The following is a 21,647-nucleotide window of genomic DNA, read 5'->3' as shown; positions in this document are numbered from 1 at the left end:
GTCCTCACACCCGTGCTGCGGTGACGGCGGCCGAACCCCAAGTGGTTCTCCAGCGACGTTTCACACCGTGCAGACCGAACCAGGCAAGTACACCGAGGCTTGCGAACAACCACAAGGCCAGTTGATAGCTGCCGGTGCTTTGTTTGATCGCGCCCATGCCGGCGGCCAGTGCGAAGCCACCGATGCCGCCGGCCATGCCGATCAGGCCGGTCATCACGCCGATTTCCCGGCGAAAACGCTGGGGCACCAACTGGAATACCGCGCCATTGCCTGCGCCCAGACCTAGCATGGTGCAGACGAAAAGCGCCAGTGCGGCGTAGGAACTCGGCAGATTGAAACCCACTGTCGCAATGCAGATCGCCGCCACGGTGTACATCGCCAGCAAGGTACGAATCCCGCCAAAGCGATCCGCCAGCGCGCCGCCCAGAGGACGCATCAGGCTGCCACCGAACACACATGCAGCAGTGTAGTAGCCGGCGGTCACCGGGCTCAGGCCGTATTGGTCGTTGAAGTAGCCGGGCAGGGCACTGGCCAGACCGATAAAACCACCGAAGGTCACGCTGTAGAAAAACATGAACCACCAGCTGTCGCGGTCACCCAGGGCCTTGAAATAGTCAGACACAGACTTGGCTTTCGGGCGCTCGGGTGCATTTTTGGCCAGCCAGGCGAAGACGATCAAGGTCAGGATCAGCGGGATCAGGGCGAAGCCGAACACGTTGCTCCAGCCAAACATGGCGGCCAGTACCGGGGCAATCAGTGCGGCGAGCACAGTGCCCGAGTTGCCGGCACCGGCGATGCCCATGGCTTTGCCTTGGTGCTGGGGCGGATACCATTGCGAGGCCAGCGGCAGGGCGACGGCGAAGGACGCACCGGCCATGCCGAGGAACAGGCCCAGCAACAGCGCTTGCTCGTAACTGTGAATGCCGACTTTCCAGGCGACGAACAGGGCGCAGATGACGATCACCTGGCCGATTATCCCGGCGGTTTTTGGCGACAGGCGATCAGCCAGCAGGCCCATCGCAAAGCGCAATACAGCCCCGGCCAGAATCGGCGTGGCAACCACCAGTCCCCGTTGCTGCGTCGTCAGGTGCAGGTCGGCAGCGATCTGTACCGCCAAAGGACCGAGCAGGTACCAGACCATGAAACTCAGGTCGAAATAGAGGAAGGCTGCGAACAATGTGGGTGTATGGCCGGATTTCCAGAAGCTTGAATTCATTGCGCACCTCAGCTGTGAAGAGTCTCGAAAGGAGTCATGAGCTTGCAGGTGGGGCGCCGATACGGCCGCACCACCGGCCCCGTGCTGTGGGGCCAAAACGAAAAAACGCCGCCACCCGATTCGCCAGGGGCAAATGAGGTGCGCGACGTCTTTGTCGTAGGTGGGGCAACCGCCGTTGGTTACCTGTGGTGATTACCTAGCCAGATCTGTGCCATATCGGAAATGTGCGTAAAGCAAAAAAGATCGTCCGAACGCGGCCCGAGCCTTCGGCAGCTCCTGCGGGGTGCATACATTCCCCTGTAGGAGCTGCCGAAGGCTGCGATCTTTTGTTGTTCAACCCAATAATTCGCTCATGGCAATAATCTGCTCCGCCACTTGAATCAGCTTCTGCTGTCGGCTCATCGCCTGGCGGCGCATCAGCGTGTAGGCCTCTTCCTCGTTGCAGTCCTTCATTTTCATCAGCAGCCCCTTGGCCAGTTCGATGCGCTTGCGCTCGGCCAGTTGCTGGTCGCGGGCTTGCAACTGGGCACGCAAGGCCTGATCGCTTTCGAAGCGTGCCATGGCCACATCGAGAATCGGCTGCAGGCGTTGTGCGTGAATGCCTTCGACGATGTAGGCACTGACTCCGGACTTGATCGCCTGTCGCATCACACCGGGGTCGTGTTCGTCGGTGAACATCACTATCGGTCGTGGCTGGTCGCGAGTCACCAGCACCACTTGTTCTATGACATCGCGACCCGGTGACTCGGTATCGATCAGAATCACATCCGGACGCACCGTTTCGACGCGTTCGGGCAGGTCGATGGTCAGGCCGGATTCATCGATCACTTCAAATCCGGCTTCGGTCAAGGCGGCCTTCAGGCGTCCGACTTTCTTGGCGGTGTCGTTGATCAGCAGGATACGCAGCATGTTCGTGGTCTCCTGTCAGCGGCTGGCGGATCGATGGGAGCTGTCGCTCATGGCGTGCAGTTTGAAACTACGGGCGTAACCGGCCGGGTCCGAGCCGTCCCAGATCTTGCCGTCGATCAACTGGCTGCTGCGCATTTCCTCAGCTGGTGAGGCGACGCCGACGGCACTGGCGGCCTCACGGTAGAGGTCCAGTTGCTGGACCTGCCGGGCCACAGCGAGATAGTCCGGGTCATCGCGCAACAAGCCCCAGCGGCGGAACTGGGTCATGAACCACATGCCGTCGGACAGGTACGGCAGGTTGACCTCGCCATCCCCGTGCAAGCGCAGTGCGTGCGGGTCTTGCCAGCGATGGCCAAGGCCGTCGGCGTATTCGCCCAGCAGGCGCGGTTCGATACAGTCCAGTGGCGCGTCAAGGTACTGATCGGCACTGAGCAATTGTGCGGTACTGCGGCGATTCTCGGTGCTTTCTTCGATGAAACGGCTGGCCTCCAGAACCGCCATCACCAACGCCCGGGCAGTATTGGGGTATTGCTCGACGAACGCGCGGGTGCAGCCGAGGACTTTTTCCGGATGATCGGGCCAGAGGGTCTGGGTCGTGGCCAGGGTGAAGCCGAGGTCCTGTTGCACGGCGCTGGCGGACCAGGGTTCGCCGACGCAGAACCCGTCGATACGCCCGGCTCGCAGGTGCGCGACCATTTGCGGTGGCGGCACCACCACGCTGTCGACATCCTGCAATGGGTGAATGCCCTGGCTGGCGAGCCAGTAATACAACCACATGGCGTGGGTGCCGGTTGGAAACGTCTGGGCGAAGGTGAGTTTTGAGCGAGTTTGGTGCACGTGCCGATCCAGTGCTTCAGGACTGGTCACTCCAAGCGCCTGCAAGCCGCGGGACAGGTTGATGCTCTGGCCGTTCTGATTCAGGCCCATCAACACAGCCATGTCGGTCGCGGCCACGCCACCGATGCCCAGGTGTACGGCATAAATCAGACCGTAGAGGCTGTGGGCGGCATCGAGTTCACCGCTGACCAGTTTGTCCCGCAGGTTGGCCCAGGACGACTGACGCTTGAGGTTCAGGGTCAAGCCGTGGGGTTGGGCGAAGCCCTGGGTGGCGGCGACCACCACCGAGGCGCAGTCGCTCAGGGCCATGAAGCCGAGATTGATTTCGGTTTTTTCCGGGGCATCGCTGCCATTGACCCAGGCCAGAGGGTCGGCTGACGTTTCGTTCATCGCGTGTTCACCTTGCAAAAAAAACGTCGTCCCGAGTTCTTGCGTGAGCAGGCCGGGGACGACGCCATTGTCTTTGCACACATTCGGTCGTTGGCATGGGTGCTGGTGCCCAGAGTGGTGCAAGGCATATGCCATTATCTGTTGATTTGATTACGCGCCTCGCTTGCCACCCCGTTGCCCGGCTATAATCGCCGCCTCAATTCGCCGCCAATCGAGTCAAATCCGCCCATGTACACCCTGGCCCGTCAGCTGTTGTTCAAACTCTCCCCGGAAACCTCCCACGATCTGTCCCTGGACCTGATCGGCGCGGGCGGGCGTCTTGGGCTCAACGGCTTGCTGTGCAAGGCCCCGGCGAAGATGCCGGTGAATGTCATGGGCCTGGACTTCCCGAATCCGGTGGGACTGGCCGCCGGTCTGGACAAGAACGGTGCGGCCATCGATGGTTTCGCCCAACTGGGTTTCGGTTTTGTCGAAATCGGCACCATCACGCCGCGTCCGCAGCCGGGCAACCCGAAGCCACGCCTGTTCCGTTTGCCGGAAGCCGAGGCGATCATCAATCGCATGGGTTTCAACAACCTCGGCGTCGATCACTTGCTGGCTCGCGTGGCAGCGGCCAAGTACAAGGGCGTGCTGGGCATCAACATTGGCAAGAACTTCGATACGCCGGTCGAGCGTGCCGTGGACGACTACCTGATCTGCCTGGACAAGGTTTACGCCCACGCCAGCTATGTGACGGTCAACGTCAGTTCGCCGAACACGCCGGGCCTGCGCAGCCTGCAATTCGGCGACTCGCTCAAGCAGTTGCTGGCCGATCTGGCCGAGCGCCGCGCGGAACTGGCATTGCGTCATGGCAAACATGTACCGCTGGCGATCAAGATCGCGCCGGACATGAGCGACGAAGAAACCGCACAGGTTGCGCAAGCGCTGATCGAAACCGGAATGGATGCCGTGATTGCGACTAACACCACCCTGAGCCGCGTAGGCGTCGAAGGCTTGGAGCATGGTGACGAAGGCGGTGGTTTGTCCGGCGCACCGGTTCGCGACAAGAGCACCCACACCGTGACAGTGCTGGCATCGGAACTGGGTGGTCGGCTGCCGATCATCGCTGCCGGCGGCATTACCGAAGGCAAGCACGCCGCAGAAAAAATCACCGCAGGCGCGAGCCTGGTGCAGATCTACTCGGGCTTCATCTACAAAGGCCCTGCGCTGATTCGTGAGTCGGTAGACGCAATCGCGGCCCTGAGATAAACCCGGTCCCCGTAGGAGCTGCCGAAGGCTGCGATCTTTTGATCTTAAAAAATCAAAATCAAAATCAAAAGATCGCAGCCTTCGGCAGCTCCTACAGGGAATTGGGTTTGTACCGGGCATAAAAAAGGGCTCCTTTAAAGGAGCCCTTGGGCCGGAGCCCGCCGTCCGGATGGGACGCGCATGGTTAACTCGGTACAAAATCAGATTGTCGTGTCGGAGTGTTGTGCCCTGTAATTAGCCGACGGCGTGAAGTTCGTTGAGTTTGTGGATTCCCGCAGTGCCGGTCATACCGTCCCAGTTGTCGCCGCGTCCTTCTCGCCAGCCGTTGATCCAGGCTTGACGTACCGACGGTAGAGTAAAGGGGCAAAGCTCACGGGATTTACCACCAACGCCATATTGATATCCGCGCAAAAATGCTCTTTCCAACGGATCACGCTTAAGTCTTCTCATAGGGTGTTGCCCTCACTTGTTGACTGTATTTATCGCGTCGACCTCAATTGAGGTCTGGCAGAAAACTCTGCCGTTGGGGGCTCGTTGCCGGCGTGACGAGCCAAGGTGTTGGCGTCATTGCAGCGCCAACCTGTATTGAGTTCTAACCAATGCGTCACATCGAGGGAATGATCGTTTTGTCATAAGGACGTAACTGTTCATGTGCTAACGCCATAAGTAACAGAGCGTTTGTAGCGTATTTATTGGCCAAACCCCGGTATGATCGGCCCTGCGCTGGATGATGGGCTTAATCCTTTAGTGAGAATGGCTCCCGTTGCCGGGAAGCACTATTCGACGAAGGGTCGACTTATGACATTTTGTTGCATCAACTTTTTTATCTGTCCTTGCATCTAAGCTCATTTAACCCGGGCAGCAGGGGTGGAACGGCACACCTTCGTGCCACGCGGGCGCTCTTCGAGAAAAGCGCCTGATTGAAAACCGGACCGGCAATGCGTTGCCCGGTCACTCAGCTAAAGGTTCTGGAATTCCCATGTCCGATCGTTTCGAACTCTTCCTCACTTGCCCAAAAGGCCTTGAAGGCCTGCTCATCGAGGAAGCCGTCGGGCTTGGCCTTGAGGAAGCGCGGGAGCACACCTCTGCCGTGCGCGGCATGGCCACCATGGAAACCGCTTATCGCCTGTGCCTGTGGTCGCGCCTGGCCAACCGCGTGCTGCTGGTGCTCAAGCGTTTTCCGATGAAGGACGCCGAAGACCTGTACCACGGCGTGCTGGACATCGAGTGGCAAGACCACATGCTCAATGACGGCACCCTGGCCGTCGAATTCAGCGGTCATGGCTCGGGCATCGACAACACTCACTTCGGTGCGCTGAAGGTCAAGGACGCCATCGTCGACAAGCTGCGTACTCCGCAAGGCGACCGTCCGTCCATCGACAAGCTCAACCCGGACCTGCGCATTCACCTGCGCCTGGACCGTGGCGAAGCCATTCTGTCCCTTGACCTGTCCGGCCACAGCCTGCACCAGCGCGGCTATCGCCTGCAGCAAGGCGCGGCACCGCTGAAGGAAAACCTCGCGGCCGCCATCCTGATCCGTTCCGGCTGGCCACGTATCGCGGCCGAAGGCGGCGCGCTGGCCGACCCGATGTGCGGTGTCGGTACCTTCCTGGTGGAAGCGGCGATGATCGCCGCCGACATCGCGCCGAACCTGCGTCGCGAGCAGTGGGGCTTCACCGCCTGGCTCGGTCACGTCCCGGCGCTGTGGAAAAAACTGCACGAAGAAGCTTCCGAACGTGCAGCGGCCGGCCTGGCCAAAACACCATTGTGGATTCGCGGCTATGAAGCCGATCCACGGCTGATCCAACCGGGTCGTAACAACGTCGAGCGTGCCGGCCTGAGCGAGTGGATCAAAATCTACCAGGGTGAGGTCGCGACTTTCGAGCCGCGCCCGGACCAGAACCAGAAAGGCCTGGTGATCTGCAACCCTCCATACGGCGAGCGTCTGGGTGACGAGGCGAGCCTGCTCTACCTCTACCAGAACCTCGGCGAGCGCCTGCGTCAGGCCTGCCTGAACTGGGAGGCGGCGGTGTTCACCGGTGCGCCGGACCTGGGCAAGCGCATGGGGATCCGCAGCCACAAGCAGTATTCGTTCTGGAACGGCGCCTTGCCGTGCAAGTTGCTGCTGATCAAGGTGCTGCCGGATCAGTTCGTCACCGGCGAGCGTCGTACTCCGGAACAGCGCCAGGTCGAGCGTGAGCAAGCTGCTTACGATCAGGCGCCGAACGAACCGCAAGAACGCAAGTTCAACAAAAACGGCAACCCGATCAAACCGACGCCGACACCGGCTCCGGTGGTCGAGCAGCCGCGCCTGAGCGAAGGCGGGCAGATGTTCGCCAACCGCCTGCAAAAGAACCTCAAGACCCTGGGCAAGTGGGTCAAGCGTGAAGGCATCGACTGCTACCGCGTGTACGATGCCGACATGCCGGAATACTCCATGGCCATCGACCTGTATCAGGATTGGGTCCACGTCCAGGAGTACGCCGCGCCGAAATCCATCGATCCGGAAAAGGCCTCGGGGCGCATGTTCGATGCCCTGGCAGCCATCCCGCAGGCGTTGAACATCGACAAGAGCCGCGTGGTGGTAAAACGCCGCGAGCGTCAGAGCGGCACCAGGCAGTACGAGCGCCAGGCGGCGCAGGGCAAGTTCGTCGAGGTCAATGAGGGCGGCGTGAAGCTGCTGGTGAACCTCACCGACTACCTCGACACCGGTCTGTTCCTCGACCATCGGCCGATGCGCATGCGTATCCAGAAAGAGGCGGCGGGCAAACGCTTCCTCAATCTGTTCTGCTACACCGCGACGGCCAGTGTGCATGCGGCCAAGGGCGGCGCGCGCAGCACCACCAGTGTCGACCTGTCGAAAACCTATCTGGACTGGGCGCGGCGCAACCTGTCGCTGAACGGTTTTTCCGACAAGAACCGCCTGGAGCAGGGCGATGTGATGGCGTGGCTCGAAGCCAGTCGTGACGAGTACGACCTGATCTTCATCGATCCGCCGACGTTCTCCAACTCCAAACGCATGGAAGGTGTCTTCGACGTGCAGCGCGACCAGGTGCAACTGATCGACCTGGCCATGGCGCGACTGGCGCCCGGCGGCGTGTTGTACTTCTCCAACAACTTCCGCAAGTTCGAACTGGAAGCCAATCTCGGCGAGCGTTATGCGGTCGAGGAAATCACTGCCCAGACCATCGATCCGGATTTTTCCCGCAACGCCAAGATCCATCGCGCCTGGAAAATCATGGCTCGCTAAATAGCTGTGTTGATTCACTGTAGGAGCGAGCTCTGCTCGCGATGGTCGATAACGATACCGCGTGCCTTCTGGAGTCACGCGGTACTCTTGCTACCATCGCGAGCACTCGAGCGTCGACCGGCTGCTCCTACAGGATCCCATCAGTGCTGGTCAAATTAGTGGCTAATAGCTATAACTCAACTCAAGGCCAAAGGGCTTTCCCGCACCTGGCGTTTTGAGTTGTGTTCTATGTCGTTGCACGCCGTGCGCCCCAAGATCCTGGGTTTTATCAGCGAAGATGCGTCGGCCTGGTTGGTCGCGCTGCTGGTATTGCTGGTCGGCGGGGTGCTCACCGGGTTGCTGGCGTGGTCGACACTTAATCTGTTTCACCATCAATTGCGGCAACGTTTCCAACTGCTGGCCAGTGAACGTTACAGCCGTATCGAAGAGCGTTTCGAAGATCAGGAGCAGCGCCTCGACGGCCTGCGCCGGTTTTTCGCCAATTCCGATTCGGTGTCCCGAGCGGAGTTCGACGGCTACACCCAACCTTTGCTCCTGCGAACCCAGGCTTATTCCTATGCCGAACGGATCACTCGTGACGAGCGGTCGGCGTTTGAGGGGCGAGTGCGTGACGAAGGCTTGAGCAGCTTCACTCTGAGAGAACTCAACGCTGACGGCCAATTGCAACTGGCCGGCGAGCGAGATGAGTACGTAGCGGTCCTGTATAGCCAGACGCAAAGCAGACTCGGTTCTCCCCTCGGTTACGACTTGCTGGCCCAGCCGTTGCGGCGTGCCACGCTCGATCGGGCCGATCAGCGTGGTGGCATGGCGGTGTCGCAACCGATGCAACTGGTGAGTATCGAGCCGGCTTATGCGCGAGGCGTGCTGCTGGTCGCGCCGGTCACGCAACATAACAGTCAGGAACACAAAGCCACGAAACCCTACGGTTATGTCATGGCAGTGATCAGCATGCGCCAGTTGCTGGCGGACGGACTGCCGGAAGCGAGCCGTGACTATCTCTCGGTGCGCATCCTCGATTTGTCGACCGACGAGCAGCACGAGGTGCTGTTCGAGTCGGCCAACCCGCCGGCTGTCAGCGAGTTGTCCGCCACACGCCTGTTGCGCATGGCCGACCATGACTATCAAGTCGATATCCAGCCCAGCGACGCGTTCTTGCAGGCCAACCATTCCTCCGTGACCAGTCTGGTGGTGTTGGGTGGTTTGCTCAGCGTGTTGCTCAGTGCCTTGCTGTATGTGCTGGTCAGTCAGCGGCAACGGGCGCTGAAACTGGTCGAGCAACGCACCCGGGAGCTGCGGGATCGAGAACAGGAGCTGCGTCGTACCCATGGTCAGTTGCGTGGCGTGCTGGATGCCGCTACCCAGGTTGCGATCATCGCCACCGACCTGCGTGGCGTCATTAGCACCTTCAACGCCGGTGCCGAGCAGATGCTCGGCTATACCAGCGCCGAGGTGGTGGGGCACATGACCCTGGAGAACCTGCACCTGCCCCGGGAACTGGTCGCTCGTTCGGCGGAGTTGAGCGCACGCTATGGCAAGCCGGTTCCAACCTGCCACGCGATGCTGGTCGAAGGCGAGGTGGAGGGCAACCACGAGGCGCGAGAGTGGACGCTGGTGCGCGGCGATGGCAGCCATTTGATGGTCAATATGCTCGCCACGCCAGTGCTCGACGAACAAGGCCTGTGGGTCGGGCACCTGGCGGTGTGCATCGACATCACCGAACGCAAACGGGTCCACGAGGCACTCGCGGCGCGGGACCTGTTGTTGAAGAAACTCAGCGCCCACGTGCCCGGTGGCATCTACCAGTTCAAGATGGAGTTCGACGGGCGATTCAGCGTGATCTACGCCAGCGACGGCATTCGCGAGATCTACGAGCTGGAACCTGACGTGCTGCTGCAAAATGCCGAGGCGATTTTCACCCGGATTCACCCCCAGGACACCACCCGGGTCCGCGCCTCGATTCGCGCCTCGGCCGACACCCTCAGCCCGTGGCGCGAGGAATACCGCGTGCAATTGCCGCAACGGGGTCTGCGTTGGGTGCGTGGCGAGGCCACGCCGGAGGAGCTGCCCGGTGGCGGCGTGCTGTGGCACGGCTACGTCTCGGACATTTCCGATATGAAGCGGGTGGAGGAAGAGTTGCGCGCGTTGTCGGTCACCGATTCGCTGACCGGTATCCACAACCGGCGCTATTTCCAGGAGCGCTTGACCACCGAAATGACCCGGGTGGAGCGCGGCGGTGGGGATCTGTCGGTGATCATGCTCGATATCGACCATTTCAAGCGCATCAATGACCTGCATGGCCATGCCATCGGTGATCGGGTGCTGCAGGCAGTGTGCGAGCGGATCGGTCACCGGCTGCGTCGCACCGATGTGTTCTGCCGCCTGGGCGGTGAGGAGTTCATGGTGCTGTGCCCGGATATCAGCGGCGAACATGCCTACGTGTTGGCCCTGCAATTGTGGCAAGGGTTGCGCGGTTCACCCATTGAAGGTGTCGGTACGGTCACCGCCAGTTTCGGGATTGCCAGTTGGCGGGTCGGGGAGGGCGCCGATGCCTTGCTGTTGCGCGCGGATTCGGGGGTGTATGCGGCGAAGCAGGCGGGAAGGGATCGGGTTGAGGAGGAGATGAATTAACCGGGCTGTCCACTTCCCCTGTGGGAGCGAGCTTGCTCGCGATAGCGACAGTCCAGTCAGTATTAATGTGACTGACACTCCGCCATCGCGAGCAAGCTCGCTCCCACAGTGGATCTACTGTGTTCTTTAGGTCCGGTTACAACACCGAAGCCGTCTGCGGCATTTTCGGTTGGCGGTACAGGTCCAGCAGCACCTGATCGAGCACCGAAGAGGCGCCGAACGGGGCCTTGTCGTTGAGGATCGCCACCACCGCCCAGGTGTTGCCGTTGACGTCGCGACTGAAACCGGCAATCGCCCGCACAGTGTTCAGGGTGCCGGTCTTGACGTGGGCTTCACCGCGCATGGCAGTGGTCTTCAGGCGTTTGCGCATGGTGCCGTCGGTGCCGGCAATCGGCATCGAACTGATGTACTCGGCGGCATACGGGCTGTGCCACGCAGCTTCGAGCATCGAGGCCATTTCCCGGGCGCTGACGCGCTCGGCACGGGACAGGCCGGAGCCGTTCTCCATCACCAGGTGCGGCGCGGTGATGCCCTTTTTCGCCAGCCACTGACGCACGACACGCTGGGCGGCCTTGGCGTCGTCACCATCGGCATCGGTACGGAAGCGTTGACCGAGGCTCAGGAACAACTGCTGGGCCATGGTGTTGTTACTGTACTTGTTGATGTCGCGGATGATTTCCGCCAGGTCCGGCGAGAACGCCCGGGCCAGGACCTTGGCGTCTTTCGGTGTAGGCGCCAGCACATCCTTGCCCTGGATACTGCCACCCAGTTCCTTCCAGATTGCGCGGACGGCGCCAGCGGTGTAGGTCGCGTGGTCGAGCAGCGACAGGTAGGTCTGCGAGCTGCAGCCTTCACCCAGTTGGCCACCGACCGTCACGGTCACGCTGCCATCGGTCTGTGCCACCGGGTTGTAACGCACGCCACCAGTGCATTGCTTGGAATTGAGGGCCTTGACCTGATTGTCGATGCGGATGGTTGCAATCGGCGGTTCAACCGAGACCAGCACCTTGCCCGAATCATTGCGTGCGACAAAGCGCAGCGCCTTGAGGTTGACCAGCAGCGAGTCAGGTTTGACCAGGAACGGCTTGTTCTCGTCGTTACCGTCGTCATTGAACTCCGGCAGTTGCGGTTGTACGAAGAAGGTTTTATCCAGCACCAGGTCGCCGGTGACCTGGGTCACGCCGTTGGCACGCAGGTCGCGCATCAGCAGCCAGAGTTTTTCCATGTTCAACTTCGGATCGCCTCCACCCTTGAGGTAGAGGTTGCCGTTGAGAATGCCGCCACTCAAGGTGCCGTCGGTGTAGAACTCGGTTTTCCACTGGTGGTTCGGGCCGAGCATTTCCAGGGCCGCGTAGGTGGTGACCAGTTTCATGGTCGACGCCGGGTTGACCGACACGTCGGCATTGAACACCGTCGGGGTGCCGGGACCGGTGAGCGGGATCATCACCAGCGACAGGGCGTTGTCCTGCAACTTGCTGGCTTTCAGGGCTTTTTCAACGTTGGGCGACAACGCGGTATTGATTGGAGCGGCGGAAACGGAGAGGGCCAGTGGGAGAAGAAAACCGGCCAACAGCAATGGACGCAAAGATTTGATCATCTGAAATAAAACCCTACAGCCGAGGGGAAATAAGGTGAGGGCATGGAGATAAATTCCCTCAATGGTCATGAAAGTGTCGGCATTATGCCCCAAGGTGTCACCACTTGGGCCGTGCGTGGGCATTTGGATCGGCTATTTTTTTACCGACGGTAGGCGTGGTGGCCCAGAGAGTCAGGCAATCGGCGGCTTAAACTGCTAAAGTGCCGCCCGTTATTACTTAAGAGGATTGTTCCAATGGCGACTAACCGTTCCCAGCGTCTGCGCAAAAAACTGTGCGTCGATGAATTTCAAGAGCTGGGTTTCGAACTGAACCTGGATTTCAAAGAAGATTTGGCTGATGAAGCCATTGATGCTTTCCTCGATGCGTTCCTCAAAGAAGCCATGGAAGCCAACGGTCTGGGTTATGTTGGCGGCGACGACTACGGTCTGGTTTGCCTGCAGAAGCGTGGCTCGGTCAGCGCTGAACAGCGCGCAGCCGTTGAAGCCTGGCTCAAAGGCCGCACCGAGCTGACCAGCGTTGAAGTCAGCCCGCTGCTGGACGTCTGGTACCCGGAAAAGCCGATCAATCCGGTAGCTTGATGTTCTAAAAAAACGGCGACCCAAGGGTCGCCGTTTTTTTTGCTTTTTTTTGTAGGAACGAGCTTGCTCGCGAAGGTCGTCAACGATAACGCTGGAAACCTGACACCCCGCAGTGCTCTCAGGTTCATCGTCGGAACGCCGCCCGGAGCAAGCTCGCTCCTACAGGGCCTTGCGCCAATTCAGAATAACCAACGTCAAAACCCCCGCGACAATCCCCCAGAACGCCGAACCGATGGAAAACAGCGTCAGCCCCGATGCCGTGACCATGAAGGTGATCAGCGCTGCTTCACGTTCCTTCACTTCGCTCATGGCGATGCTCAAGCCGTTGATGATCGAGCCGAACAGCGCCAGCGCCGCAATCGACAGCACCAGTTCCTTGGGCAGCGCGGCAAACAATGCTGCGAGCGTCGCGCCGAACACCCCGGCGATCCCGTAGAAAACCCCGCACCAGACTGCTGCGGTGTAGCGTTTGTGGCGATCCTCATGGGCGTGCGGTCCGGTGCAGATCGCCGCGCTGATCGCCGCCAGATTGATCCCGTGGGAACCGAACGGTGCCAGCAGCAAACTGGCGATGCCGGTGGTGGTGATCAGCGGCGAAGCGGGCACCGTGTAACCATCGGCGCGCAATACGGCGATGCCGGGCATGTTTTGTGAGGTCATGGCGACGACAAACAGCGGGATGCCGATGCTGATGGTCGCGGCCAGGGAGAAGTGCGGCGTGGTCCAGACCGGCGTGGCCACTTCCAGGTGGAAACCGCTGAAGTCCAGCAGCCCCATGAAGCCCGACAATGCCGTGCCGATCAGCAATGCGGCCAACACCGCATAGCGTGGCGACAGGCGCTTGACCACCAGATAAGTGACAAACATCCCCAGTACCAGGGCGGTGCGGTGTTGCGCTGCGACGAAAATCTCGCTGCCGATCTTGAACAGGATCCCCGCCAGCAGGGCGGCGGCCAGGGATGCGGGAATCTTTTTCATCAGCCGTTCGAAGCTGCCGGTCAGCCCGCAAATTGTCACCAGCACCGCGCAGGTGATGTAGGCCCCGATGGCTTCGCCGTAGCTCACGCCGCCCAGGCTGGTGATCAGCAGCGCGGCGCCGGGGGTCGACCAGGCAATGGTGATCGGCGTGCGATAGCGCAGGGACAGGCCAATCGAGCACACCGCCATGCCGATCGAGATGGCCCAGATCCACGAAGAAATCTGCCCGCTGCTTAGCCCCGCGGCTTGCCCGGCCTGGAACATCAGCACCAGGGAGCTGGTGTAACCGGTCATCATGGCGATGAAGCCAGCGACGATGGCCGAGGGCGAGGTGTCGGCCAAAGGGCGGAGCTGCGCGTGCGTGGCGTCGTTCATGACGGTGGTGTTCCTTCTACTAATGAAGATATTCCCTGTAGGCGCTGCCGAAGGCTGCGATCTTTTGATTTTTCAAGATCAAAAGATCGCAGCCTTCGGCAGCGCCTACAGGGATCGTGTTCAGGCTGCGGATTCTGCGTTAAAGCCTAAACTCAAAAGTAACCAGACGTTGCGATACAGCCGAGGCGACTTTCAGCCGTACAGTCGTGTTGCCACCGTCCATTGTGTACAATCGCTATGTTATTTACGCGATACTTGCCAGCGACCCACCGTGCCGTAATACAGTCACCGTCAATTCGCCGCAGTTCTTCCGACTCGAGTGCCCATGAACGAACAGTTGCAACCCCTAAAGAAACAACCGCGAGCAGGCAAAGCCGGCCGTAGCGGTACCCAGGACGATATTGTCTACGCGCATATCTTCGAGGCCATCCTCGAACAGCGCCTGGCGCCCGGCACCAAGTTGAGCGAAGAAGCGCTGGGGGAAATTTTCGGGGTCAGCCGCACCATCATTCGCCGCGCTTTGTCGCGCCTGGCCCATGAAGGCGTGGTGCTGCTGCGTCCGAATCGCGGCGCTGTGGTCGCCAGTCCGAGTGTCGAGGAGGCGCGCCAGGTGTTCATGGCCCGGCGTCTGGTCGAGCGCGCGATCACTGAGCTGGCGGTGCAACACGCCACCGCCGAGCAGATTGCCGAATTGCGCCAGATGGTCAATGACGAACGCGACAGCTTTTCCCGTGGCGACCGTGGTGCCGGCATCCGCCTGTCGGGCGAATTCCACCTGAAACTGGCAGAAGCGGCGAAAAACGCGCCGCTGATCAGTTTCCAGCGCAGCCTGGTGTCCCAGACGTCGCTGATCATCGCCCAGTACGAAAGCGGCAACCGTTCTCACTGCTCCTACGACGAGCACACCCAGCTGATCGACGCCATCGAAAAGCGCGACGCTGAACTGGCGGTGAACCTGATGATGCATCACATGGATCACATCGACAGCAAGCTCAACCTCGACGAAGAAAGTGCTTCGGATGATCTGCATGCGGTGTTCTCGCATTTGCTGCAGACCAAGAAGCCTGGGCGGTCGACCGCGAAAATCTGATCTGTAGGAGCGAGCTTGCTCCGGGCGGCGTTCCGACGATGGTCGTGAACGATAACACGGGGTGCCTGAATTACTGCGGCGCTCTTGCGTTCTTCGCGAGCAAGCTCGCTCCTACAGAGGATCAAAAAAATCCCCCGGAATCTGACGATTGCGGGGGATTTTTTATGCCCGGAAAGAACTTAGCGCTGATGCACCAGGTTCCCCGCCGCATAGGTCTGCTGAACAGTCCGGTCATCCCCCAGAGTCATCAACACAAACAACGTCTCGGCGATGTTATTGGCCTGCTTCAGGCGATAGCCCAGCAGCGGTGTGGCGTTGTAGTCCAGCACCAGGAAGTCGGCGTCGGTGCCCGGTTGCAGGTTGCCGATCTTGTCTTCCAGGCGCAGCGCACGAGCGCCGCCGAGGGTGGCCAGGTACAGCGACTTGAACGGACTCAGGCGTGCACCTTGCAGTTGCATGACCTTGTAGGCTTCGTTGAGGGTTTGCAGCAGCGAGAAACTGGTGCCGCCGCCGACATCGGTGCCGATGCCGACATTGAGGTTGTGCTTCTCGGCCATCGGCAGGTTGAACAGGCCGCTGCCGAGGAAGAAGTTCGAGGTCGGGCAGAACGAGATGGCCGAACCGGTCTCCGCCAGTCGCGCGCATTCGTCATCGCACAGGTGCACGCCGTGGGCGAACACCGAGCGTTCGCCGAGCAACCGGTAGTGGTCGTAGACGTCCAGGTAACCCTTGCGCTCCGGGAACAGCGCCTTGACCCACTCGATTTCCTTGAGGTTTTCGCTGATGTGGGTCTGCATGTACAGATCCGGGTACTCGGTCAGCAACTGGCCGGCCAGGGTCAGCTGTTCCGGGGTGCTGGTCGGTGCGAAGCGTGGCGTCACTGCATAGTGCAGGCGACCCTTGCCGTGCCAGCGCTCGATCAGCGCCTTGCTTTCGACGTAGCTGGATTCGGCGGTGTCGGTCAGGTAGTCCGGGGCGTTGCGGTCCATCATCACCTTGCCGGCGATCATCCGCAGGTCCAGTTGCTCGGCGGCTTCGAAGAACGAGTTCACCGATTGCGGGTGCACGCTTCCGAATACCAGCGCAGTGGTGGTGCCGTTGCGCAGCAGTTCCTTGATGAAAATGTCCGCGACTTCATCGGCATGGGCCTTGTTGGCGAACCGGCTTTCGCACGGGAAGGTGTAGGTGTTGAGCCAGTCCAGCAATTGCTCGCCGTAGGCGCCGACCATGCCGGTTTGCGGCAGGTGGATATGGGTGTCGATGAAGCCGGGAGTGATCAGTGCGTCCTGATAGTGGGTGATTTCGACGTCAGCCGGCAGGGTCGGCAGCAATTCGCTGGCGTGGCCGAGGGCGCTGATCTGCCCGTTATCCACAACCAGCAAGCCGTCTTCGAAATACTCGTAGGAGGCTTCGATACCAACGATGGCGGGGTCGGCGATGCTGTGCAGGATGGCGGCGCGGTAAGCTTTGCGAGTCAGTGGCATGGGGATTCTCAATTGGAGGCTTGGCTGCGGCGTGACGCAGGCAGCAGTTTGGCAATCGATCCGGCGCTGGCGGTGTGCTGCCCGAAGTTCGCGTTATAGGTGGCGATGATTTCACCGGCGATGGAGATGGCGATTTCCACAGGCAACTTGCCTTTGACTTCGCCGATGCCCATCGGGCAGCGCATGCGTTGCACGACGCTGTTGTCGAAACCGCGGTCGCGCAGGCGATGTTCGAACTTCACCCGTTTGGTCTTCGAACCGATCAGGCCGAAGTAGGCGAAGTCGTTGCGCTTGAGGATCGCAGCGGTCAGTTCGAGGTCGAGTTGATGGTTGTGGGTCATCACGATGCAGTAGCTGCCGGCGGGCAGGTCATCGATTTCATCCACCGGTTCTTCGCTGACGATCTTGCGCACACCGTGGGGGATATGCTCGGGGAATTCCTCCTCCCGCGAGTCGATCCAGCGCACCCGGCAAGGCAGGCTGGCCAGCAGCGGCACCAGGGCGCGGCCGACGTGGCCGGCACCGAACACGGCGATCTGCGCTTGAACCTGCCCCATCGGTTCGAACAGCAAAACGGTTGCACCACCGCAGCACTGGCCGAGACTGGCACCGAGGCTGAAGCGCTCCAGATGCGTGTCCTGCTTGCCACTGGCGAGCATCTCGCGGGCGATCTTCATGGCCTTGTATTCCAAGTGCCCGCCACCGATGGTGTCGAAGCTCTGGTTCGCGCTGATGACCATCTTCGAGCCAGCGTTGCGCGGCGTCGAGCCGAGCTCTTCGATGATGGTCACCAGCACGCAGGGCTCACCCCGGTTTTGCAGGTCGGCGAGGGCGTCGATCCAGTTGTACATGTTCACCTCGACATCTGTGTGTCTGTTAGTCCGCCATCGCGAGCAAGCTCGCTCCCACATTGGATTTGTACAGGTCCAACAGTCAGCACATAACCCTGTGGGAGCGAGCTTGCTCGCGATAGCCGCACCTCGGTCTTAGAGCGAAGCCAACTCGGTCTGGGCTTCGACAGCCTTCGCTGCCTTCAGCTGGCGCATCTGCTCACAACCCCACAACACCCGCTCCGGAGTCGCCGGTGCGTCGATTTTCGGTTGATGCTTGTAATCGCCCAGGCTCGCCACGGCGTCCTTGATCGCACACCAGGAGGCAATGCCGAGCATGAACGGCGGCTCGCCCACGGCCTTGGAATGGAACACTGTGTCTTCCGGGTTCTTGCGGTTTTCCACCAGCTTGACGCGCAGGTCCAGCGGCATGTCCGCCACGGCCGGGATCTTGTAGCTGGCCGGGCCGTTGGTCATCAGCTTGCCCTTGTTGTTCCACACCAGCTCTTCCATGGTCAGCCAGCCCATGCCCTGGATGAAACCGCCCTCGACCTGACCGATGTCGATGGCCGGGTTCAGCGAGGCGCCGACGTCGTGGAGGATATCGGTGCGCAGCATCTTGTATTCGCCGGTCAAGGTATCGACCAGCACTTCGCAGCACGCCGCGCCAAAGGCGAAGTAGTAGAACGGACGGCCGCGCGCCTGGCTGCGGTCGTAGTAGATTTTCGGGGTCTTGTAGAAGCCGGTGCTCGACAGCGACACCTGGGCGAAGTACGCCTGCTGGATCAGCGCTTCGAAGGTCAGGATATGATCGCGAACCCGCACGTGGCCGTTGTGGAATTCCACGTCTTCTTCGCTGACCTTGTACTGGCGAGCCGCGAATTCCACCAGGCGTTGCTTGATGGTTTCGGCAGCGTTCTGTGCAGCCTTGCCGTTCAGGTCGGCACCACTGGAAGCGGCGGTCGGCGAGGTGTTCGGCACCTTGTCGGTGTTGGTCGCGGTGATCTGTACGCGGTCCATTTCCACCTGGAACACTTCGGCCACGACCTGCGCGACCTTGGTGTTCAGGCCCTGGCCCATTTCGGTGCCGCCATGGTTGAGGTGGATGCTGCCGTCGGTGTAGACGTGCACCAGGGCACCGGCCTGGTTGAGGAAGCTGGCGGTGAAGGAAATGCCGAATTTCACCGGGGTCAGCGCCAGGCCTTTTTTCAGGATCGGGCTGTTGGCGTTGTAGCGACGGATCGCCTCGCGACGCTCGGCGTACTGGCTGCTTTCTTCCAGTTCCGCGGTCATCTCTTCGAGCATGTTGTGCTCGACGGTCTGGTAGTAATGGGTGACGTTGCGCTCGGTCTTGCCGTAGTAGTTGGCCTTGCGCACTGCCAACGGATCAAGGGCCAGGTGCCGGGCGATGGCGTCCATCACTTCTTCGATGGCGACCATGCCTTGCGGGCCGCCGAAGCCACGGTAGGCGGTGTTCGACGCGGTGTTGGTCTTGCAACGGTGACCGTTGATGGTCGCATCGCCCAGGTAATACGAGTTGTCCGAGTGGAACATCGCCCGGTCGACGATCGACGCCGACAGGTCAGGCGAGCAACCGCAGTTGCCGGCCAGTTCCAGGTTGATGCCGTGCAGGCGACCGGTGCTGTCGAAGCCGACGTCGTACTCGACATAGAACGGGTGACGCTTGCCGGTCATCAGCATGTCTTCGACCCGCGGCAGGCGCATCTTGGTCGGCTGGCCGGTGAGGTGAGCAATCACCGCGCACAGGCACGCCGGGCTCGCCGCCTGGGTTTCCTTGCCGCCGAAACCACCACCCATGCGGCGCATGTCGACGACGATCTTGTTCATCGACACGTCCAGCACTTCGGCCACCAGTTTCTGCACTTCGGTGGGGTTTTGCGTGGAGCAGTAGACGATCATGCCACCGTCTTCGGTGGGCATCACCGAAGAGATCTGGGTTTCCAGGTAGAAGTGTTCCTGGCCGCCGATGTGCAAGGTGCCCTGGATGCGGTGCTCGGCGGTGGCCAGCGCCGTGGCTGAATCGCCGCGTTTGTGGGTATGGCTGTCGAGTACGAAGTGGCGTTTGCGCAGGGCTTCGACCACGTCCAGCACAGGTTCCAGGTCTTCGTATTCGATGATCGCGGCCATGGCCGCCTTGCGCGCGGTTTCCAGGTCTTTCGCTGCCACGGCGATCACCGGTTGACCGACGAATTGCACGGTGTCGATGGCCAGCAGAGGATCGCCCGGCAGCAACGGACCGATGTCCTTCAGGCCTGGCACGTCTTCGTGGGTGATGGCGATGCGCACGCCTTCGAAGGCGTAGCAGGGGGCGGTGTCGATACTGATGATCCGGGCGTGGGCGCGGTCCGACATGCGCGCATAAACGTGCAACTGGTTCGGAAACTCCAGGCGATCGTCGATGTACTGCGCTTCACCGGCCACATGCTTGGCGGCGCTGTCGTGCTTGACGCTGCGGCCGACACCGGTGGTCAGGTCCTTGGCGAACAGTTCAGCCAATTCGGCTTGGGTCTTCTCTACGGCGTGATGATTAGACATAAGCGGTCACCCGAGTCTCGATGTGCGGTGTTTGCAGTTCGATGAAGTATTTGCGCAGCAGGTTCTGCGCGCTGAGCAGGCGATATTCCTTGCTGGCGCGGAAGTCCGAGAGCGGCGTGAAATCTTCGCCCAGGGCGGCGCAGGCGCGTTCAACTGTAGCGTTGTTGAATGGCGCACCGAGCAGCGCGGCTTCGCAGGCGGCGGCGCGTTTCGGGATAGCCGCCATGCCGCCAAAGGCGACGCGGGCTTCGGCCACCACGCCGTTTTCCAGGCGAATGTTGAAGGCGGCGCACACCGCCGAAATGTCATCGTCCAGACGCTTGGAGATCTTGTAGGCACGGAACAGTTTTTCGGCGCTGGCACGCGGCACGATGATCTTCTCGATGAACTCGCTTTCCTGACGCGCAGTGACGCGGTAATCGATGAAGTAATCTTCCAGCGCCAGGGTGCGGCGGGTTTCGCCTTTGCACAGCACGATTTGCGCGCCGAGGGCGATCAGCAGGGGCGGCGAGTCACCAATCGGCGAAGCGTTGCCGATGTTGCCGCCCAGGGTGCCCTGGTTGCGAATCTGCAACGACGCGAAGCGGTGCAGCAATTCACCGAAGTCCGGGTACTCGGCGTTCAAGGCCTCGTAGCAATCGGAAAGGGCGGTGGCGGCGCCGATTTCCAGGCGATCGTCAAAACGTTCGATGCGCTTCATCTCGGCGACGTTGCCAACGTAGATCATCACCGGCAGGGTGCGGTGGAACTGCGTGACTTCCAGCGCCAGGTCGGTACCGCCGGCCAGCAGGCGGGCCTGTGGATAAGCGTCGTAGAGGTCGGCCAGGTCGGCCACGGTCAGCGGCACCAGGCAGCGTTTGTCGCCGCTGTTGAGTTCGCCGATATCGGTCGGGGCAATGGCTTTCAGGCGTGCGATGGTGTCGGCCTCACGGATGTCGAACTGGTCCGGCTGCTTGCCGCAGCAGGACTGCTCGGCGGCTTCCAGGATCGGCCGGTAGCCGGTGCAGCGGCACAGATTGCCGGCCAGTGCTTCGTGGGCCTTGGCATGATCCGGCGCATCGCTGTTCTTTTGCAGGGCAAACAGCGACATCACGAAGCCTGGGGTGCAGAAGCCGCATTGCGAGCCGTGGCACTCGACCATGGCTTTCTGCACGCTGTGCAGTTCACCTTTGTGCTTGAGGTCTTCAACGCTGATGAGCTGTTTGCCGTGCAGGGACGAAACGAACGTCAGGCACGAGTTGAGGCTGCGATAGCGAATGTGTTCGCGGCCGTCGTCATCCGTCTGCAATTCGCCGACTACTACGGTGCAGGCGCCGCAGTCACCGCTGGCGCAGCCTTCTTTGGTGCCGGGTTTGCCCACATGGTCGCGCAGATAATTGAGCACGGTCAGGTTCGGGTCCAGGGCGTGCTCGCTACGGAGTTCCTGGTTTAGTAAAAACTGGATCACGGAAGGCCTCGCAGACTCATTATTGTTGTTAACCGATAGGAACTGAATTTAGCAGGTCTGACTTTTCGGTCAATGATTTTCTGACTTAAGGGTCAGGAAACTGCAATTTGTCGATTAACCACCTGTTCCTTAATTATTGTCGTTGGTTCGATAGCCTGCTTTTTGGCTTGAATCGTGCCAAAAACCACCGGGCGGGCACTCCGCCCTGATGCAGCAATTGCGCTACACTGCGC

At 60.7% G+C, this 21,647-nt stretch carries 15 protein-coding genes; 5 read left to right on the top strand and 10 right to left on the bottom strand.

All coding sequences use genetic code 11. The annotated features are described in order from the left end of the window. Positions 1–4 precede the first annotated feature (4 nt). From AC1DKH_RS12445 to AC1DKH_RS12435, 3 genes are all read right to left on the bottom strand, one after another. Positions 5–1,216, bottom strand: a complete 1,212-nt coding sequence (locus AC1DKH_RS12445) for a nitrate/nitrite transporter (RefSeq protein WP_477752610.1) — start codon at positions 1,214–1,216, stop codon at positions 5–7. 333 nt (positions 1,217–1,549) lie between these two features. Then, the gene (locus AC1DKH_RS12440; protein ID WP_477798305.1) at positions 1,550–2,125 is read right to left on the bottom strand and encodes an ANTAR domain-containing response regulator; all 576 of its coding nucleotides are present in this window, start codon (positions 2,123–2,125) and stop codon (positions 1,550–1,552) included. Between the two features lie 15 nt (positions 2,126–2,140). Beyond that, a complete protein-coding gene (locus AC1DKH_RS12435) occupies positions 2,141–3,352 on the bottom strand; it encodes a CmpA/NrtA family ABC transporter substrate-binding protein (protein ID WP_477752611.1) in 1,212 nt (403 codons plus the stop codon). A gap of 228 nt (positions 3,353–3,580) precedes the next feature. On the opposite strand from AC1DKH_RS12435, the gene AC1DKH_RS12430 reads away from it, so the two are divergent. After that, entirely contained in the window at positions 3,581–4,600 is a 1,020-nt protein-coding gene (locus AC1DKH_RS12430; RefSeq protein ID WP_477752612.1) for a quinone-dependent dihydroorotate dehydrogenase, read from the top strand. 234 nt (positions 4,601–4,834) lie between these two features. Here the strand turns inward: AC1DKH_RS12430 and rmf are convergent, their stop codons facing one another. Continuing rightward, complete coding sequence (gene rmf / locus AC1DKH_RS12425) at positions 4,835–5,050, bottom strand: ribosome modulation factor (protein WP_150745412.1); 216 nt, start codon at positions 5,048–5,050, stop codon at positions 4,835–4,837. 529 nt (positions 5,051–5,579) lie between these two features. On the opposite strand from rmf, the gene rlmKL reads away from it, so the two are divergent. Both rlmKL and AC1DKH_RS12415 read left to right on the top strand, forming a co-directional pair. Beyond that, positions 5,580–7,850 carry a bifunctional 23S rRNA (guanine(2069)-N(7))-methyltransferase RlmK/23S rRNA (guanine(2445)-N(2))-methyltransferase RlmL gene (gene rlmKL / locus AC1DKH_RS12420; protein ID WP_477798304.1) on the top strand — a complete coding sequence of 757 codons (2,271 nt, stop codon included), beginning with the start codon at positions 5,580–5,582 and terminating at the stop codon, positions 7,848–7,850. Positions 7,851–8,078: 228 nt separating this feature from the next. Then, on the top strand, positions 8,079–10,478 hold the full coding sequence (locus tag AC1DKH_RS12415) for a sensor domain-containing diguanylate cyclase (protein ID WP_477798303.1): 2,400 nt from the start codon (positions 8,079–8,081) through the stop codon (positions 10,476–10,478). 136 nt (positions 10,479–10,614) lie between these two features. Here AC1DKH_RS12415 and dacB read toward each other — a convergent pair whose 3' ends face one another. Then, positions 10,615–12,075: a D-alanyl-D-alanine carboxypeptidase/D-alanyl-D-alanine endopeptidase gene (dacB, locus tag AC1DKH_RS12410; RefSeq protein WP_477752616.1), complete on the bottom strand. Its 1,461-nt coding sequence runs from the start codon at positions 12,073–12,075 to the stop codon at positions 10,615–10,617. Between the two features lie 234 nt (positions 12,076–12,309). On the opposite strand from dacB, the gene AC1DKH_RS12405 reads away from it, so the two are divergent. Beyond that, entirely contained in the window at positions 12,310–12,654 is a 345-nt protein-coding gene (locus AC1DKH_RS12405) for a YggL family protein (protein WP_007971486.1), read from the top strand. 159 nt (positions 12,655–12,813) lie between these two features. On the opposite strand, the gene AC1DKH_RS12400 is transcribed toward AC1DKH_RS12405, so the two are convergent. Further along, positions 12,814–14,007 (bottom strand): benzoate/H(+) symporter BenE family transporter, encoded by a 1,194-nt coding sequence (locus AC1DKH_RS12400; protein ID WP_477798302.1) that lies wholly within the window; start codon positions 14,005–14,007, stop codon positions 12,814–12,816. A 325-nt stretch (positions 14,008–14,332) separates the two neighbouring features. Here AC1DKH_RS12400 and AC1DKH_RS12395 point away from each other — a divergent pair, with 325 nt between their 5' ends. Next, a complete protein-coding gene (locus AC1DKH_RS12395) occupies positions 14,333–15,097 on the top strand; it encodes a GntR family transcriptional regulator (RefSeq protein WP_477752618.1) in 765 nt (254 codons plus the stop codon). A gap of 179 nt (positions 15,098–15,276) precedes the next feature. Here AC1DKH_RS12395 and guaD read toward each other — a convergent pair whose 3' ends face one another. The 4 genes from guaD to xdhA all read right to left on the bottom strand — a co-directional run bounded on the left by guaD (position 15,277) and on the right by xdhA (position 21,414). Continuing rightward, on the bottom strand, positions 15,277–16,581 hold the full coding sequence (gene guaD / locus AC1DKH_RS12390; protein WP_477798301.1) for a guanine deaminase: 1,305 nt from the start codon (positions 16,579–16,581) through the stop codon (positions 15,277–15,279). An 8-nt stretch (positions 16,582–16,589) separates the two neighbouring features. Further along, on the bottom strand, positions 16,590–17,432 hold the full coding sequence (xdhC, locus tag AC1DKH_RS12385; RefSeq protein WP_477755851.1) for a xanthine dehydrogenase accessory protein XdhC: 843 nt from the start codon (positions 17,430–17,432) through the stop codon (positions 16,590–16,592). Positions 17,433–17,567: 135 nt separating this feature from the next. After that, complete coding sequence (gene xdhB, locus AC1DKH_RS12380) at positions 17,568–19,967, bottom strand: xanthine dehydrogenase molybdopterin binding subunit (protein WP_477798300.1); 2,400 nt, start codon at positions 19,965–19,967, stop codon at positions 17,568–17,570. Then, the gene (gene xdhA / locus AC1DKH_RS12375; protein ID WP_477798299.1) at positions 19,960–21,414 is read right to left on the bottom strand and encodes a xanthine dehydrogenase small subunit; all 1,455 of its coding nucleotides are present in this window, start codon (positions 21,412–21,414) and stop codon (positions 19,960–19,962) included. Before xdhA ends, xdhB begins: the two co-directional genes overlap by 8 nt. Between the last annotated feature and the right edge of the window lie 233 nt (positions 21,415–21,647).

It is taken from the genome of Pseudomonas sp. 05L36 (assembly GCF_056398125.1).
Note: the sequence above shows the minus strand (reverse complement) of the source record. Positions and strands in the feature narration are given on the sequence as shown.

Bases quoted from the DNA above. Each gene is read 5' to 3' on its own strand.
- AC1DKH_RS12445 (WP_477752610.1), bottom strand. From the start codon at position 1,216: ATGAATTCAAGCTTCTGGAAATCCGGCCATACACCCACATTGTTCGCA.
- AC1DKH_RS12440 (WP_477798305.1), bottom strand. From the start codon at position 2,125: ATGCTGCGTATCCTGCTGATCAACGACACCGCCAAGAAAGTCGGACGC.
- AC1DKH_RS12435 (WP_477752611.1), bottom strand. From the start codon at position 3,352: ATGAACGAAACGTCAGCCGACCCTCTGGCCTGGGTCAATGGCAGCGAT.
- AC1DKH_RS12430 (WP_477752612.1), top strand. From the start codon at position 3,581: ATGTACACCCTGGCCCGTCAGCTGTTGTTCAAACTCTCCCCGGAAACC.
- rmf (WP_150745412.1), bottom strand. From the start codon at position 5,050: ATGAGAAGACTTAAGCGTGATCCGTTGGAAAGAGCATTTTTGCGCGGA.
- rlmKL (WP_477798304.1), top strand. From the start codon at position 5,580: ATGTCCGATCGTTTCGAACTCTTCCTCACTTGCCCAAAAGGCCTTGAA.
- AC1DKH_RS12415 (WP_477798303.1), top strand. From the start codon at position 8,079: ATGTCGTTGCACGCCGTGCGCCCCAAGATCCTGGGTTTTATCAGCGAA.
- dacB (WP_477752616.1), bottom strand. From the start codon at position 12,075: ATGATCAAATCTTTGCGTCCATTGCTGTTGGCCGGTTTTCTTCTCCCA.
- AC1DKH_RS12405 (WP_007971486.1), top strand. From the start codon at position 12,310: ATGGCGACTAACCGTTCCCAGCGTCTGCGCAAAAAACTGTGCGTCGAT.
- AC1DKH_RS12400 (WP_477798302.1), bottom strand. From the start codon at position 14,007: ATGAACGACGCCACGCACGCGCAGCTCCGCCCTTTGGCCGACACCTCG.
- AC1DKH_RS12395 (WP_477752618.1), top strand. From the start codon at position 14,333: ATGAACGAACAGTTGCAACCCCTAAAGAAACAACCGCGAGCAGGCAAA.
- guaD (WP_477798301.1), bottom strand. From the start codon at position 16,581: ATGCCACTGACTCGCAAAGCTTACCGCGCCGCCATCCTGCACAGCATC.
- xdhC (WP_477755851.1), bottom strand. From the start codon at position 17,432: ATGTACAACTGGATCGACGCCCTCGCCGACCTGCAAAACCGGGGTGAG.
- xdhB (WP_477798300.1), bottom strand. From the start codon at position 19,967: ATGTCTAATCATCACGCCGTAGAGAAGACCCAAGCCGAATTGGCTGAA.